Raw genomic sequence first — 17,528 nt, 5'->3', positions numbered from 1 at the left:
TACCTATGAAAAAATACCTTATTTTTTCTTTAATGTTCTTTTTGATCCTTTGCCGGGTTTCGGCACAGGATATTCCCGTTAAGCCTAATCCGGCGCGCCTGGTCAATGATTTCGCGAAGCAGCTCAATCCTACCGAAGTGAGTGCGCTGGAACAAAAACTGGTTGCTTACAGCGATTCAACCTCTTCACAAATTGCCATTGTGGTAGTTCCCACAACCGGAGAATACCCTATCGCCGATTACGCGCTCAAACTGGGCCGGGAATGGGGCGTAGGCGGAAAAGGCAAAAACAACGGGATTGTTATTCTTTGGGCTTCAACAGACCGGAAAATATTCATCAGTACCGGTTATGGCATGGAGGGCGCAATACCGGATGCCATTGCCAAGCGGATCATCACCCAGGTAATCACACCCGAATTTAAAAACGGTATGTACTACCGCGGTCTTGACAAGGGTATTGATGTAATTTTTAAATATGCCACCGGCGAATACAAAGCAGATCCAAAGGAACAGGAAGATGGCGGAGGTATATCCCCCCTGCTTATTTTCATCATCATCTTTGTCATTATCCTGATTATTATCTCCCGAAATAAAGGCGGAGGAGGAGGCGGTGGTTATCGCAGTTCAGGCGCCGGGCCGATAATATTCTGGCCGACAACCTTTTCAAGTGGAGGAAGTTCATCAGGCTGGGGTGGTGGTGACGGAGGCGGATTCGGTGGTTTTGGAGGCGGAAGTTTCGGCGGAGGTGGTGCCGGCGGAGATTACTAACTGCGGAATTATTCGCCAATCTGGTTAAAGTAAAACATTAAATTCCCCTTTGTTGGGGGCATATACAGGAAAACCTATTCAAAAGCGCCTGCTTTCGGATAGGTTTTCTTCATTTGTGGGGAAACGCATCTACGTATATGCTGGCACAGTTATTTATAGAATTTAAGCAAGATTAAGTTTAACCTAAATTAAATTTTATGGAAAATAAGAATAATACTGGTTTGGTGATCGGTTTAATCATCATGACCGTAGTTGCAGCTGTTTTCGGATATCTTTATTACCAGGAACGTAACATCACAACGAAGCAGGAAGCTGATTTGGAAGTGCGCGTCAATGAACTCGCGATGAATGAAATTAAGCTCGATTCCATATCCAAACAATTAGATGCCAAAATTATCGAAGTAAAAGGCTTGGGTGGAAATATCGAAGAACTTGAAAAAGCCAAAGCCGATTTAGAACGAGACCGTGCAGCTTTGCGAAAAGGTACGATTAAATTGGGCAACAAAATCAAAGATTATGAAAGCTTCCTGACCAAAAAAGACGAAGAAATTGCTCAGTTGCGTGAGGAAAACCAACAACTGATCAGCAAAACAGAAACATTGACCCAGGAAAAGGCAGAACTGGAAACCAGCAAAAAAGCAGTCTCAGATTCACTTTCGGGTGTCGTTTCTAAAAATGCTGAGCTTGAATCAAAGGTTACGGTGGCAGCAGCGTTGCGTGCACGTAATGTAAAGGTATACGCGATTTCATCTAAAGGAAAGATAAGAGAAGGTGAAAACGTAAAAGCAAAAAGAATTGACAAGGTAAGGGTTGATTTCATTTTAGAAAAAAATCCGTTAACCCAGGCAGACAACAAAACCATTTACATGCGGGTAATTGACCCAAGCGGGGCAACCATTGCCGACAACGCAACAGGATCAGGCAAATTCCAGTATGAAGGCCAGGAACAGGGTTACACGATCAGCCAGGACGTTATGTACAGCAACAACAACCAGGGCGTCAGTATCCTTTATGATAAAAACAGCGCTTTCAAATCGGGGACTTACAGCATCGAACTCTATTCCGAAGGTTTCAAAGTGGGAGAAGGTTCTTTTTCAGTGAAATAAGACATTAAAAAGCTAAAAATGAAAAGCCGGATCGACAGTATAAAAACCTGTCTGTCCGGCTTTTCATTTGCATGAATACATGCCAACAGTTTTGCATTATTTCGGCATGTCCATTGCGCATTGCTTCAAATCCGGAATAATTGTTTAAACAAATAATAATTTAAAATTTAGTCATATTATCCTATCTTGCGCCATTAAAACCACCTGGCAGGAACGTTATTGCCAAATAAAACACCTCTTTTGTTTTTATGAATCCGACAATATCCCAGAAGCACCCGCGCGGTCTCTATGTTTTGTTTTTCGCTGAAATGTGGGAGCGTTTCAGCTATTATGGTATGCGGGCAATCCTTCTACTATTTCTTTTAGATAATATACGGGGAGGGATCGGTCTTCCTGCTGCCGAGGGTGCTGCGATATATGGACTTTATACTGCATCTGTTTATTTGCTTACCCTACCCGGTGGCTGGTTGGCAGATAATTATTTAGGTCAGAAAAAAGCGATCTGGTATGGCGGGATTATCATCATGGCGGGCCATATTATACTGGCCGTTCCCGGTGGGAATATCCTGTTTTTTATCGGGCTGGCTACCGTTGCCCTTGGAACAGGATTATTAAAACCCAATATCAGTTCTATTGTAGGGGAATTGTATCCGGAAGGGGGTGCAAGACGCGATGCTGCTTTTTCAATATTCTATATGGGAATCAACCTGGGTTCCGTACTGGGGATTACCATTGTTGGATATCTTGGCCAAAAGATCAACTGGCATATGGGCTTTGGCGCAGCGGCGATAGGGATGTTAATTGGTTTGATCGTGTTTCGTTTTGGAAGTAGAAAATACTTAAAAGGCCTTGGCGATGTACCTCCGGTGAAAATCCGAACTGCCGAATCCGACGCCAAATCAGGTTCTAATAAAAAGCTTGGTTATGCTATTGTGGCGACACTGGTTGCTTTCCTCAGTATTTTACAATGGACCGGCACCATCGACATGACCACCGCCCAGGGGCTGGCCCAAGGTGCAGGGGTTATTATTGTCAGTGTATCGCTCTTTTATTTCCTGTATATCTTAATTGCCGGAGGTCTGACAACTATTGAAAAAAGACGTGTTCTTGTACTGATCGTTTTCTTCCTGGCCGCTGCAATTTTCTGGTCGGGTTTCGAACAAGCAGGTTCATCTTTACAAATATTTGCCGAACGATATACCCAAAGGACCTTTGGTGGCTGGGAAATGCCATCCAGCTGGTTCCAGAATTTCAATGGAACTTTCATCCTGATCTTTGCACCCATTATGGCAAGTCTCTGGATATTCTTGTCCTCGAAGGGGATTAATCCACCCACGCCCGTAAAATTCGCGGTTGCCTTGCTTCTGGTAGGCGCGGGTTTCTTCATCATGGAAATGGGATCCAAGGTAGCTGTAACCGGAGAACTGGTTTCTCCCTTGTTCCTGACCTTTACCTATATGGTTCATACCATCGGTGAGCTATGCCTGAGTCCGGTTGGATTAAGTTCTTATACCAAACTGGCTCCAAAACGTTATGTCAGCCAGTTGATGGGTATCTGGTTTGTGGCTGCATCCCTTGGAAACCTCATTGCAGGTTTGTTTGCCGGTGGCTTCGATGAAGAAAATTTGCAGCAAATGCCTGCTTTGTTTCAACAGGTAACCCTGTTCTCTATAGGTTTTGGATTATTGCTGTTGATATTCTGGAAACCGGTGAAAAACTGGATGGGAGGAATTCAGTAACGGTTTGTTAAAGAAGTCAAGTTTTAAAAACTTGACTTCTTTGTTTACCAGCTATAGTGTTCATTACTTACCCATCGACTTATCACGTATCGATTTGAATTCAGATCCTTTTTTCCAACCCGGGAACGTTGATTCGTAGCTTAACTTCTTCCCTACTTCAAATACCAGCTGCATATCTTCAATGATCCCTGACAAATCCCAGGAAGGCGAGTACTCGTCAGCGGGTGAGTGATAACGGTTATCATTATAATCTTTCTTCTGCGCTTCTCCCCAGGCTTCACCATGCGTCACCGAGACTGAGCCGTTTTCAATATATAAAGACGGAATGCCTACTTTGGCAAAATTAAAATGATCGGAACGGAAATACCATCCACCCGATGGATCCGGTTCGCCTCGGGTTGTCCGTCCCTGTTTGGCGGCAGCTTCATCCGCATACGCATCCAGATCCGACTGTCCTTTGCCGACAATAATAATATCCTTCATTTTACCGAAGGGTTGCAAAACATCCATGTTAATATCCGCCACCGTTTTGTTGACCGGGTAAACCGGATGCGAAGTATAATAATCAGACCCGAGCAATCCCTGTTCTTCCGCCGTTACCGATAGAAACAATACCGACCTTGATGGCTTCTTTTCAAGTTTCGTAAATGCATTTGCAATTTCGAGTAACGCCGCAGTTCCCGAAGCATTGTCTGCCGCTCCGTTATAGATGGAATCTCCTTTAATGGCTTCTCCTTTCCCAAAATGATCCCAGTGCGCCGTGTAAATAATATACTCATCCTTCCGGTCGGTTCCGGGCAACAGGGCAAGCACGTTATTGGATGTCGACTTTTTAATGGTGTTATTAATAACCAGGGAAGTGCGGACTTTTAAAGAAACAGGTTTAAACCCCTTCTTGCCCGCAGCCGTCAGCAACGTATCTGAAACATTGGCGAGCTTAAACAACTTCCTGGCCGACTCCATCGAAATCCAGCCTTCCACGGCCGCGCGCGACATATTGTTATCATCAGAATTAAGATACAATTTTGACTTCGACCAGCCGCTGCGCACCACCGCCCAGCCATAGCTCGCCGGTTTGGTATCATGGACAATCAGCACACCAGCCGCTCCCTGCCGTGCAGCTTCCTCAAACTTATAAGTCCACCGGCCATAATAAGTCATCGTTTTACCTTTAAATAAAGTACTGTCGCCAAAGCCCGGATCATTCACCAATACCACCACCGTCTTACCTCTCACATCCAAACCCTGATAATCATTCCAGCCGTATTCTGGTGCGACAATACCGTAACCCGCAAATATTAACTCTGAATCTGCCAGCTTCACCTGATCCTGAACATGCCTTGAAGCGGCTACGAAGTCATCCAGATAATTAAAGACAACGGATCCTTTGTCGTTTTTAATAACAAGCGGACCGGCCGGTTTGGAAAGTATATCCACCATCGGAACTTTCTGAAAGTAACTGTCACCATTACCAGGCTTCAGCCCCAGTTTTTCAAACTCTGTTTTTAAGTATTGAATTGTCTTTTCTTCCCCCGACGAAAAAGGTTTTCGGCCTTCCAGGGAATCGGAAGCAAGCACTGCGATTTGTTTGGCAAATATTTTACCGTCAATCAAAGAAGATGATTCTTCCTTCTCTGATTTTGCACAACCGGAAAATGCCAGTCCCGCCAGGGCAATGGTCCAAATGTTCTTTTTAATTTTCATTTTGAAAGCGAAAAGGTTAACATTAAATCGACGTTTAAGAACGCACTGATCGGTTGCCATACGTCAATAAGATAAAGATAAACCGATCATCACGATCTTAATAAACTTATTTGACGAAATAATTACATTTGCTTTTATAGAATAACTTACACCAAATAATCTTTACTTATGAAATCAGCTTTTTTAAAGTGGTCCCTGATGGCATCCGTCGTTGTGATCACCTCCTGTAACCGTGAAAAGGACAGCAGTTCTGCCACGGAAAAAGTACCAGGATATGATCTCAGTTCTCTTGATTCTACCCAAAAAGCATGCGATGACTTCGATAGTTATGCAAACGGCGGATGGAAAAAGAAAAACCCGATCCCAGGCACAGAAAGCCGATGGGGTGCCTTCGGAATTCTTGACAAAGAGAATAAAGAGGTACGTCTGAAAGGAATTATTGAAGAAATCACCAATCAGAAAGACCGCAAAAAAGGAAGTGAAGAGCAGCAGATTGCAGATTATTATCAGTCGTTCCTGGATACTGCTACAGTTGAAAAACGTGCATTGGAACCTTTGAAACCCTATCTTGATAAAATTGAGTCCGTTCAATCCCTGAAAGAACTGTCTGCTGTAACAGGAGAATTGCAGAAAGTAGGGGTTTCTACCATTCTGGGTTTTGGTGTGGAAGGTGATCTGCGAAACAGCAAAATGAATGTGTTGTATCAGGGACAGGATGGTTTGAGCCTTGGTGAAAAAAGTTATTACGAAAGAACAGATTCCAGCACGGTTAAGGTACGCGGCGAATTTGTAAAACATGTGGATACCATGTTCGGTTTTGCCGGTTTCAAAGATGCCAATCCGGGCAAAACAATCCTTGATTTCGAAACGAAACTGGCCAAACTTCAACTGACAAACGTTGAGCTTCGTGATCCGATCAAGACTTACAACAAAACGTCTTTCGCGGACTTCGCGAAACTGGCTCCTGATTTTGATTTGAAAGCGTTTGCCGACAAACAGGATATCAAAACGGATACCGTTATCGTTCAGAATATCCCTTATATCAAAAATGCAAACGCGCTTTTGAAAGCGACGCCACTGGCAACGCTTAAACTATATACGCGCTGGCAATTGCTTTCAAACTTTGCAGGATATCTTCCCAAGAGTTTCGACAAAGAAGATTTCCGGTTCTTCAATACGGTTATGCGTGGAACAAAACAGCAAAGAGCGCGTGTAGAAAGAGCCATTCGTTCCACGGATGGCTTACTGGGTATGCCTTTGGGAAAACTGTTTTCTAAAAAATACTTCCCTGAAGATGATAAGAAAAAGGTATCCGAAATGATTGAAAACGTGCGGACCGTTTATGGGGAACGAATTGACAAACTGACCTGGATGAGCGATTCCACCAAAGCACGGGCTCATAAAAAACTGAAAGCATTTACGTACAAAATCGGTTATCCTGACAAATGGAAGGATTATTCGTCCATCAAGATCGAAGCGGACAAATTGTTTGAAAATGTAATTGCTGCTTCCTTATACCAAAATGATGAAAATGTTAAAAAAATCGGCAAGCCGGTTGATAAGAGTGAGTGGCATATGACGCCGCAAACCGTGAACGCTTATTACAATCCTTTGAACAATGAAGTGGTGTTCCCGGCAGGTATTTTACAGCCGCCATTCTACAACCGTGATGCAGATGACGCGATCAACTACGGCGGTATTATCGCGGTGATTGGCCATGAATTTACACATGGATTTGACGATCAGGGTTCACAATTTGATGAAGAAGGAAACCTGAAAAACTGGTGGACCGCTTCGGACCGTGCCAACTTTGATAAACTGACCAAAAAATACATTGATTATTTCAGCGGTATCGAAGCCCTGCCTGGATTTAAGATCAACGGCGCGCTGACGATCGGAGAAAATGTTGCGGATTTGGGCGGACTTACGCTGGCTTATTACGCATTGGAAAAATCACTGAAAGGCAAGGCAGAACCTGCCCCAATTGATGGTTTTAACTGGAAACAACGTTTCTTCCTGGGTTGGGCTCAGGTGTGGCATATGAACACCACGGATGAAGCGTTGCGCAACCAGGTTCAAACGGACCCACATTCGCCTGCTAAAAGTCGTATCAACGGCCCGCTGCCTCATTTGAAAGAATTCCAGGATGCGTGGAGCTGTGGTGCCGGCAGTAAAATGGTGTTACCGGAACCTTCGAGAGTTGTGATCTGGTAGTTTGAAACCTACTATTTTTTATTTGTTTCAAAAAAAAAGCAAAGCCTCCAGGGAAGTCAAGTTTTGAAAACTTGACTTCTCCTTTTTCCCAAAAACCTCCCTTCTTCCCCAACTCACTTTCCCGCCAAATGTTTATTCCGGTATTCACTGGGATTACAGCCTTTCACCTGCCGGAACTGTCGCGCGATATTTTTGCTGTCGGACAAACCCATATCCAGCGCAATTTCAAAAACCGACATATCGGTATCCAGCAGTTTCTGGGTAAATTTTTCGATTCGCAGGTTGTAAATGTATTTGTAGATCGGATAACCCATCACCTCCATAAAGCGCTTTTCCAGCGCTCTGCGCGATAACGGGACCTGCTTGACGACTTCATCCACATGCAGGTTTTTATCAATATTCTGATGAATATATTTTAAGGAAGAAGCAATATGATCGTCATTCGTTGCATAGATATCCGTGGAATGCCGGGTGATCACCTGCGTTGGTTTTACAACAATATCATAAAAATCCCGCATGCCATTTTTGATCAGATGATCCAGCAACTTTGCCGCATCATACCCTCCCTTCTCGGCATCCTGCCCGATACTGGAAAGCGGCGGATCCGAAAACTCACAGATCATCTCGTCGTTATCGACACCCAGCACGGCCATATCCTCAGGAATACGGATGCCATAAAGACGGCAAGCCTCGGTAATATGCTGCCCCTGATTGTCGTCGCAGGCCATTAAGGCGATGGGTTTGGGAAGCGACTTCAGCCATTTGCCCAACGAGCTCGGTTTGTAATACCATAACTCCGACGGGCGTGCCATTTTATGTTCGAAATAATGCACCTTATGTCCTGCCCGCGTCACCCTTTCCTCAAACCCCTCTGCCCTTTCCTGTGACCAGACGATATCCTTAAAACCATAATAAGCGAAATTTTTAAAACCCTTTTTCAGGAAATAATCGGCTCCCATTTCACCCGCCTCATAATGCGCTCCTGTAATATTGGGAATTTCATCAAAACGATTTTTAAAATCCTGGGCAATAACCGGGATGCCGGCATCTATTATTTTACCAATATTGGGATCGTTGTAAAACTGCCCGATAATGCCGTCGGCACCCCATTCCAACGCCCATTTTAATATACCTTCAATACCCACCGTTTCACGGTGAAACAGTGGCATGCGACAAAAAATCCAGGGACCATGTTCTCTGGAATACTTCGCAATACCCTTCAAAAGCGCCTTGCTGTATTCTTCTGCAAAATCGATCAGTAAAATAATTTTATACATAACTGACTGCCCGATGATAAATTTTAGGAGTGCACAAGCCTGTCAAAGCTGTAATCCTATGCAAACAATTCTTTAAGATTTTTCACCGTATCGTTATTGACCAAAGGCTTTGCCCATACGCCAATGCTGAGGATATAACCCAATGTAACCAGCAAAAAAAGCATCGCCAATTTCAACCCGACCAGCTCTCCCAGCCCGCCGATAATTAATGGTACAACCGCACCACCCGCAATACCCGCACACAAAATCCCTGAAAACGTACCATGGTGATGGGGCACAGAATTAAGTGCCAGCGAGAATATAACGGAATACATGACCGAAGCAAAAAAACCAGTCAACGGAAAGGCATACAGGCTCATTTCCTTTGTTCCAAATAACGCTATCAATAAGGCCGCAATAGCCCCAACCGTAAAGACAATTAATACTTTCCGGCTATCCAGCAGTTTCAAAAGTATCAGTCCCAGGAAACAGCCAACGGTAAGTAATCCCCAAAAATAAGAGATCACCGAAGCCCCCGTCGTTGCCGGATCTACGTTATGGTATGTTTGTAAAAATTTGGAGATCCAGTTGGCAATTCCCTGCTCTGTGCCAACGTAAGCGAATATGCCGAAGAAAAATAACAGCACCGATTTATTGGCAAGCAACTCTTTAAAAGCCCTACCGACATCTATGCGCTCATCCTCTTTAAGGTCTACTTTGGGAAATTTAACAACTGCAATGATAACCACCATCAGCAGCGAGATCACGGCAAAAACCCAATACAAAGAAACCCATTTCAGGTTTTCCGGGACCAGCTTATTTAACGTTTCGATCAAAAATCCTGATTGGGCTGAATGTACATTTAATACCAGATAGCTATACAACAACGGACTTAAAAACGAAGCTGCACCGAAAAACAATTGCCCAAGGACCGAGTTAAACGCAAATTTCTCCTCTCCCCCAGCCACCCGCAGCAACGGGTTGATGACAACCTGCAGCATCGCCATACCGACACCAATTAAAAACAGCGAGAGCAATGCAATGGAAAATCCGGGACTGACGGCAAAAAGCAGAGCGCCCCCAAAAGCAAACATAAAGGCGAGCAATAAAACTGTTTTCTCACCGTATTTCTCGATAATCAAACCCGCTGGAATGGACATCACCCCATAAGCCACAAAAAAAGCAAAAGGAAGAAATCCGGCCAGTCCGATACTCAGATCAAAACTTTCGACGATATCCGGGATGATCGGGCCAAGAATATTGGTAAGAAATGATATTACGAAGAAAATTAATAATATCAGGATAACGATAAATACATTTCGTTTCATGGAGAGCTCAGATCGGTGGGTTTCAGACTTACAAGATACGCTAAACGGGGAATTAATAAAAAGAGCTTTCATACAGTAAAAAGCCAGTTTCACTGTATGAAAGCCCGTTGGATTAATTATCCATCAATGCAGCTGCGCCCAAAAGGGCAATATTTTCATTTTCAGAAAGCAATAACGTCAATCGTTTGACGGATTCGGGATAGGCGAAATCCTGAAGACTGTCAAGCATGCTGGCTCTGAAAAACTGATGTGCCTTGGCCAGCGAGCCACCTAAAATAATAGCCTCCGGATCGTAGGTATACAAGACTGTTTTGACGACAACACCCAGATGTATGCCAAACTCTTCCCATATCCTGATGACTTTGGCGTCACCTTTTAACGCGGCTTCATGGGCTTCGTACGCGTCGCAACCGAGATTATCCTCAAAAAAACGGTTACAGACATAATTTTCCAGAATCGAATTTTTATAGGGCAACATCCCGATTTCGCCCGCTCCGCAGTTATTCCCCGGATATAATTCATTGTTGATGATGATCCCGGAACCAATTCCCGTCCCGATTGCCATCCCAACAACAGACTTATACTTTTTTGCAAGCCCAAAACGGTGCTCGCCCAATGTAAAACAATTCACATCATTATTGATCGAAACAGGCAGGTTGAATTCCTTTTCCACAATGTCCCGCAAAGCAACTTCCTCCCAGGAAGGAATATTCATCACGTTATAGACAATACCCTTGTCTACATTCACGACAGAAGGCACACCAATACCAATGCCCTTGACCGGGTACTGCGTATAAGGACGGATCAAATCCATGAGCTGCGTCAATGTAGAAGAAAGCGACTCCTTGTTTTCCAGCAAAACATTGCTTTGTCGTGTGATGGAACCACCCAACTCTATTCCGGCCCGCATGTTGGTCCCTCCGATATCTACGCCTATATTCATTAAAAGTTAAGAAATTAATTATTTATGTGATTTTGAATATTTACTTACATGGGGGTTTCATCCAATTCTATTTTGACGAAACAATGCTTTCCCGGCTTGACTTACCGGCTTTATCAAAACTTTTCAGCTTTACAGTGCCCGAAACTTTCACAGGCGCGTTATACATGGCCGACTGAGCAGTGGGTTCAGAGCCATCTGTGGTATACCGGATCGCAAGTCCTGGTAAATCGACATTGGCTTTCAGCATGCCGTTTTCAATGATCGCTCCCGGTTGCGGCAAGCGGTAGTTATAACCTCCATTCAGATAACTCAGCCTCGGAATCTCTTTTTGCGCAATCGAATTGGCGAAAACATTCCAGCCAGCCGCGATGGACTTATCTCTTGCCGTTTTGTCCTCGATCACTTCCCAGCTTCGCGGCGCCGACCACGCACTTTCAGAAAATCCTAACAATTTTGGCAAAATCGCATATTCCATCATATCCCTTCCCTTGATGGTTTCGCACCAAAGCTGTGCTTCCAACCCAAGAATATTTTTTCTGGCCTCCGGTTTCAGTTTTTCTTTTCCAACAAATTCTTCCGCCATCGGTTTACCCATCGCCGTAGCATAAGTCGTTTTAAACATATCAAACGGAGCAAAAGCCCAGTTGTCCCAGGTATTCACAAACCCCGCCCAATACAACCCCGGCTCTTTGGGATCGTTGTTGTAAGCCATGTCGAAATAAAAGTTGGTCACGTTACAGAGAACTACCTGATATCCGGCATTGGCAAGTCTGTTACCCAAGTCTACATCATATACGTTGTTCCAGATATAGGGTACTACTTGTTTTCCGACAAACTCGGGATTCGAATGATATTTCCCATCGAGCGTTTTGGTCAGTGCGACTTCTTCCCAGCCATGAATTTTCAGATTACGTTTCGCGAGTCGTGGAATCAGTTTCCCGAAAAAATAAGTTTGTAAATTTCTTGGACTTTTAATTTCAGGATTTTCTTTGATCAGCTTCGCCGCCATCGGAGATTTCTCCCACGCACCCTCCGCCACTTCATCCCCACCGGTGTGGAAAGTGTCCATCGTCAAACCCGCCTCCTTGTACATTTTGGCGATTTCATCAACCACTTTTTCATAGAAATGATAAGTGGATTCACGCGCTACACTTACGACATTATCCTTATATCCCTGCGCGGAAATGTATTCTGACTTATCTTCCGGGTCTACCAAACGGTATTCATTGGCCTCTTTTTCTTTCCCTTCTTTCATCAGACGCTCATAACGTGCTTCCATCGACTTGATCGCCGCACGTGCGTGCCCCGGAAAATTCAGCACGGGTATCACATTGATATGGCGCTCTTTTGCATACTTTAAAATTTCCACAAAATCGGCTTTGGCGTAATAACCGCCTCCATGTTTGCCCGCTTCATTGGCAACCGGGCCTGAGCCGTAAGATGGATGCAGCACAGCCGTGTTCATCCCCGAAGTATGCTGACGCTGTGCGCCAACCTTGGTCAGTTCCGGCAAACCGTCAATTTCCAGGCGCCAGCCTTCATCCTCTGTGGTGTAAAACAAAAAGTGGTTAATTTTATACGTGGCAAGCAAATCCAGGACGCGTTTAATCGATTCCTTTGTCTGAAAATTCCGGCTCACATCCAGGTGCAGTCCGCGGAAATAAAATCTCGGTGCATCTTCAATTTTCGTAAAACCAAAGGCAATGGATGCCGCTGGTTTCTGATATGCCTCCAACGGAACAAGCGCCAGCAAACTCTGAACACCATAGAAAACACCGGATGCATCCGTTCCGGTGATGGTAATACCGCTGCCATTGATACCCAGATTATATGCCTCACGGGACACATTATTCACCTGAACTTTGCCGGATTTAAGTATGATCCCATTGGTAACCGGTGTAGCTGGCAAACCACTTTTCGGCTCGTAATTTTTATCCGTAACCGTTTTAAGTTTTTCGCTTAAATATTTCGCCTCGCCTTCCAGGCCCGCTTCGTAGTAAATAACCGTTTCGTTGTTTAAGGTAAAAGTCCCGGCGCTATTCGTCATTTTTACAGGAGCCGGAATAATCTTCCGAAGCTGGTCAGCACCGAGTGTTGTCATAGCAAGATTCTGACTATACCGCAATTCCGCAGTCGGAATCAGATCTTTGTCCATTTTCCCCCGCAAGATCTGGTCCTTTGTTGTAAAGGGCTCAATGTTATAATCGGCCACCTGAACGATATCTTTTTCCTTCCCTTCGTTATCATAAAAAACAAAATACAGTCCCAGCGGTGCATCCGTTTCTTTGATCACCCCTTCGGTTCCCGTATAATGAATGGTTATGGAATCACCCGGATTCAGTTTAAAATCTTTCCCCGGGACCAGTTTATACCAGTCGCCGTTAATATGCTCTACCGTGGCAGGTTCAGCTGTCTTGTTGGTCAGGATCGGCCTGGGCGACATGCTAAAAAACAAGGTCCAGTTCTTATCATTCAGCGCAATATCACCGCCATTTTTAAGCGTAAATTTGGCTTTAAAAGTACCCTCTACTTCCAGGAAATTCGTCATAAGCTTCCAGGAAACACCGATTTTCTGAGCCTCCTCTGTGGAAAATTTATTCGACGGGCTGCAACCGGCCAGCCATAACATCGGGATGATAAAAAATAAATAAGATTTCCTCATGGGTGCTTGTCAATTTTTAATGTTTTAAATCTCCTGATCATCGCATTCATAGTACTGTAAGATGATCAAAACATACCATTTCGTGAAAACTTTTAAATCCGAATGGATGCCCCCGGACATTTTCCGCATACAAAAATGATAATGTGAAGTCCGTAATAGCCCTTAACCTATCCGTTTGCGTATCTAATCTTAAAACAGAAAGTATTATGACAAACCCGGTAGCAGAGTCATCACGTCTTATTTCGCTTGACGCCATGCGTGGTTTTACAATCGCCGTGATGATCATTGTCAACTTCCCGGGAAACGAAGAATTCGTTTATGCTACATTAATGCATTCACGATGGAACGGGCTGACTTTCACGGACCTCGTTGCTCCTTTCTTCCTGTTCATTGTCGGTGTTTCCATTGTTTTCGCTTTTTCTAAAAGAATGGAAACAAAGGGATCTAAAAACGACCTGCATAAAAAAATCGTTATCCGTTCGCTCAAAATATTTGCCGTAGGCATGTTCCTGAATATGCTGCCTGATTTTGATCTGGGGAATTTGCGCTGGACAGGCACTTTACACCGGATCGCGATTGTCTTTCTGGTCTGTGCTTTTGTATTCCTCCATACAAACTGGAAACAGCAGGCATTAACCGGCGCTTTGATTCTTATCATTTACTGGCTGGTGATGACTTTAATCCCGACACCCGGAACCGGAAGAGTAGTTTTAGAACGCGGTTTAAATCTCGCTGCCTGGATCGATCAGCAATATTTACCTGGGAAAATGTGGCAGGGCACCTGGGACCCGGAAGGGATCTTAAGTACATTTCCATCCATCGTAACAGGGATAACCGGCATGCTCGCAGGCAAACTGATGTTAAGCCATTTTACGCCTAACGAAAAGGTAAATTATATGGTAACCATAGGCTTGTTTACGGCGGCGACGGGTTATTTCTGGGGGCTTATCTTTCCCGTCAATGAAAATATCTGGACAAGTTCGTTTGTGCTCGTCACTTCGGGTTTTGCCGCCATGCTATTGGGTGCACTGTATTTTCTCGTCGATATTTTGGGATACAAAAATGGTACAAAACCGGGGATAATTTTCGGTACCAATGCGATCATGGTTTATGTGCTGGCGGATATTTTCGCGCTCTTCTTTTATCTGCTTCCTTTTGGACAAAAAACACTAAACCACCACGTTGTTGATCTGTTCATCTCAACGGGTTTTGCACCAAAACTGGCGAGTCTACTGTATGCTTTACTATTTGTTTCAATCAATTTTGTTCCGGCGCTTTTCCTTTACAGAAAAAAGATTTTTATAAAACTTTAACCAAAAACGCAACCGCTTTTTAATACGAATCAGTAATTATTTAAGATACATATGTCAAAGTTTATTCACAGCCTGCTATTATTTGTCGTCATAAAATTTGGGGTTCCGCACGTCCATTCCCAAACACTGGACCTATCCAAAGCACAAATATATACCACCATTTCAGATCAAAATATACTGTTAAGAAGTATCGAAGTTTTACAAAATGAAGCAGAGAAACGGAGTGGAATCAAATGGCCGGTTACCAAAAAACTGCCAAAATCCGGTCAGTCCGTTATACGCATTGCACTGGAAAATGAGGTCACAAAACTCCCGCCAGCTTATCAAACGGCTTTAAACAGATTACCCGAACTTAAAAGTGAAGGGTTTAAACTTGTGGCATTGCCGTCAGAAAAAGCCATACTTATTGTTGGGAAAGATACACGCGGTATACTTTACGGGATCGGGCGATTTTTACGCAACGCTGACATGCGAAACGGGTCTGTACAAATCCCGGATCAGCTCGCCCTGTCGACAAGTCCGCGTTATCCCGTACGCGGTCACCAGCTGGGTTATCGTCCCAAAACCAATGCTTATGATGCGTTTACCGTCGCTATGTTTGACCAGTACATCCGCGATCTGGCCATGTTTGGTGCAAACAGCATTGAAATCATGCCTCCGCGCACCGACGACGACTTCACAAGTCCGCACATGAAGCTGCCGGCTAGCAAAATGATCGTGGAGCAATCCCGAATCTGCAAAGAATATGGCCTCGATGTATGGATGTGGTATCCCAACCTGGGAAAAAATTATACGCATCCTGATTCTATTCAAAAGGAATTGAAAGAAAGGGAAGAAATCTTCTCGACCCTGCCAAAACTGAATGCAGTATTCGTACCCGCCGGTGACCCGGGCGATCTCGAACCCGATGTACTTTTCGCATGGCTGGCAAAAGAGGCCGTTCTATTGCAAAAATATCATCCGCATGCCAAAATCTGGGTTTCGCCGCAGGTATTTCGCCCTACGCAGAAATGGTTTGACGCCTTCTTTTCACATGTAAATAAGGAATATTCCTGGTTTGGCGGCGTGGTGTTCGGCCCCTGGATAAAATTGCCCGTACAAAAAATAAGGGAGATCGTTAAGCCTTCCATTCCGATCAGACATTATCCGGACATCACCCATAATTACAGTTCGCAATATCCGGTGCCGCATTGGGATCTGGCTTATGCCCTGACCTCAGGACGTGAAAGTATCAATCCGCGCCCGCATGACGAAAAGGCCATCCATAATGCATTTGACCAATACGGAATCGGCAGCATCAGTTACTCCGAAGGCACCAATGATGACGTGAACAAATTTGTGTGGAGCGATCAGGACTGGGATCCGGAAAGACCGGTGATCGAAACACTTCGGGAATATTCACGTTTGTTTATCAGCCCTGATTTTACGGAAAGTTTCGCACAGGGAATTATCGCGCTGGAAAATAACTGGAAAGGTGAACTACTTACCAATGAGAGTATTGACCGGACTTTGGTACAATGGCAGCAGATTGAAAAGCAGGCACCATTAAAAGTGCAGCAAACAGCCCGTTTTCAGATGGGGTTAATCCGCGCCTATTTCGATGCTTACACAAGGCAGCGATTGATATATGAAACCAATATTGAGCAGCAGGCGAAAGGAATTCTTGAAAATACGAAATCAGGCAATTCAGCCGAGTCACTAAAACAGGCAAGGGCAATTTTAGAAAGTGCGTGGAAGAAACCAATCCTGCCCGACTATCAGGCCAAGTGTCAGGCCCTGGCAGATTCCCTGTTTAAAAGTATCGGTGCGCAGTTAACCATCAAAAAACATGGCGCAATGTCGGGCAGAGGTAATTTCATTGACCTGATCAACATGCCGCTGAATGATGCACCATGGCTTTTAGATCAGTTTAATCAGGCCGAAAAAATAACCGATGAGTCAGGACGACTGAAAAAAATACAGGAAATACTCCACAGAACCGATCCGGGTCCAGGCGGTTTTTATGATCATTTTGGTGATCCTGACAGCTGGCATCGGGTTGTGCAAACTTTACCATGGAAGGAAGATCCCGGAAGTTTGCAATCGCCAAGAATCGGGTTTGGCGTCGGGCTGGTGGGTGAAGAATGGGTGGATGAAATCCAGGCCACCGGATTTAAAGGTCAGGTCACCCCACGGGTATGGATGAAACAGGCCAAGACACTCTACGACGAGCCCCTGAAAATCCATTACGATGAACTCGATCCCAAAGCCGACTACCGCATTCGCATTGCTTATACCGGCAGATTCCGTTCCCGCATGAAAATGACAACCGACGACGGCCAGGTTATTCATGATTTTATCAAAACGGGGGATACACCGATTTATGAATTTGATTTACCCAAAGCGGCCATAGCAGACGGGCAGGTCACCTTCATCTGGACCTGCGGAGAAGGTGAAAGAGGCTCACAGGTTACAGAAATCTGGTTAGTAAGAAAATAGCTATCATTTTAAGGCAAA

Annotated in this window: 11 protein-coding genes; 6 read left to right on the top strand and 5 right to left on the bottom strand. The window is 44.5% G+C overall.

Features of this window, described 5'->3' with window-relative positions:
- Positions 1-5 precede the first annotated feature (5 nt).
- The 3 genes from RB622_RS08905 (at position 6) to RB622_RS08895 (ending at position 3,612) form a co-directional block, all read left to right on the top strand.
- Entirely contained in the window at positions 6-767 is a 762-nt protein-coding gene (locus RB622_RS08905) for a TPM domain-containing protein (RefSeq protein ID WP_308046214.1), read from the top strand.
- Positions 768-964: 197 nt separating this feature from the next.
- On the top strand, positions 965-1,873 hold the full coding sequence (locus RB622_RS08900) for a hypothetical protein (RefSeq protein WP_308046213.1): 909 nt from the start codon (positions 965-967) through the stop codon (positions 1,871-1,873).
- Positions 1,874-2,121: 248 nt separating this feature from the next.
- The gene (locus RB622_RS08895; RefSeq protein WP_308046212.1) at positions 2,122-3,612 is read left to right on the top strand and encodes a peptide MFS transporter; all 1,491 of its coding nucleotides are present in this window, start codon (positions 2,122-2,124) and stop codon (positions 3,610-3,612) included.
- 63 nt (positions 3,613-3,675) lie between these two features.
- On the opposite strand, the gene RB622_RS08890 is transcribed toward RB622_RS08895, so the two are convergent.
- The gene (locus RB622_RS08890; protein WP_308046211.1) at positions 3,676-5,316 is read right to left on the bottom strand and encodes a M28 family metallopeptidase; all 1,641 of its coding nucleotides are present in this window, start codon (positions 5,314-5,316) and stop codon (positions 3,676-3,678) included.
- A gap of 168 nt (positions 5,317-5,484) precedes the next feature.
- Between RB622_RS08890 and RB622_RS08885 the strand changes: the two genes are divergently transcribed.
- Positions 5,485-7,530 carry a M13 family metallopeptidase gene (locus tag RB622_RS08885; RefSeq protein WP_308046210.1) on the top strand — a complete coding sequence of 682 codons (2,046 nt, stop codon included), beginning with the start codon at positions 5,485-5,487 and terminating at the stop codon, positions 7,528-7,530.
- A gap of 113 nt (positions 7,531-7,643) precedes the next feature.
- On the opposite strand, the gene RB622_RS08880 is transcribed toward RB622_RS08885, so the two are convergent.
- From RB622_RS08880 to RB622_RS08865, 4 genes are all read right to left on the bottom strand, one after another.
- Positions 7,644-8,807: a DNA-binding transcriptional regulator gene (locus RB622_RS08880; RefSeq protein ID WP_308046209.1), complete on the bottom strand. Its 1,164-nt coding sequence runs from the start codon at positions 8,805-8,807 to the stop codon at positions 7,644-7,646.
- Between the two features lie 56 nt (positions 8,808-8,863).
- Positions 8,864-10,114 carry an MFS transporter gene (locus RB622_RS08875; RefSeq protein WP_308046208.1) on the bottom strand — a complete coding sequence of 417 codons (1,251 nt, stop codon included), beginning with the start codon at positions 10,112-10,114 and terminating at the stop codon, positions 8,864-8,866.
- Between the two features lie 112 nt (positions 10,115-10,226).
- Positions 10,227-11,057 (bottom strand): ROK family protein, encoded by an 831-nt coding sequence (locus RB622_RS08870; protein ID WP_308046207.1) that lies wholly within the window; start codon positions 11,055-11,057, stop codon positions 10,227-10,229.
- A 67-nt stretch (positions 11,058-11,124) separates the two neighbouring features.
- Positions 11,125-13,719: a family 20 glycosylhydrolase gene (locus RB622_RS08865; RefSeq protein WP_308046206.1), complete on the bottom strand. Its 2,595-nt coding sequence runs from the start codon at positions 13,717-13,719 to the stop codon at positions 11,125-11,127.
- Between the two features lie 206 nt (positions 13,720-13,925).
- Here RB622_RS08865 and RB622_RS08860 point away from each other — a divergent pair, with 206 nt between their 5' ends.
- Both RB622_RS08860 and RB622_RS08855 read left to right on the top strand, forming a co-directional pair.
- The gene (locus tag RB622_RS08860) at positions 13,926-15,032 is read left to right on the top strand and encodes a heparan-alpha-glucosaminide N-acetyltransferase domain-containing protein (RefSeq protein ID WP_308046205.1); all 1,107 of its coding nucleotides are present in this window, start codon (positions 13,926-13,928) and stop codon (positions 15,030-15,032) included.
- Between the two features lie 51 nt (positions 15,033-15,083).
- Positions 15,084-17,510: a hypothetical protein gene (locus RB622_RS08855; protein WP_308046204.1), complete on the top strand. Its 2,427-nt coding sequence runs from the start codon at positions 15,084-15,086 to the stop codon at positions 17,508-17,510.
- The last annotated feature ends 18 nt before the right edge of the window (positions 17,511-17,528 follow it).

Source organism: Dyadobacter sp. LHD-138, assembly GCF_030929615.1.
GTDB lineage: Bacteria > Bacteroidota > Bacteroidia > Cytophagales > Spirosomataceae > Dyadobacter.
This window is presented reverse-complemented; position numbering and strand designations above follow the sequence as displayed.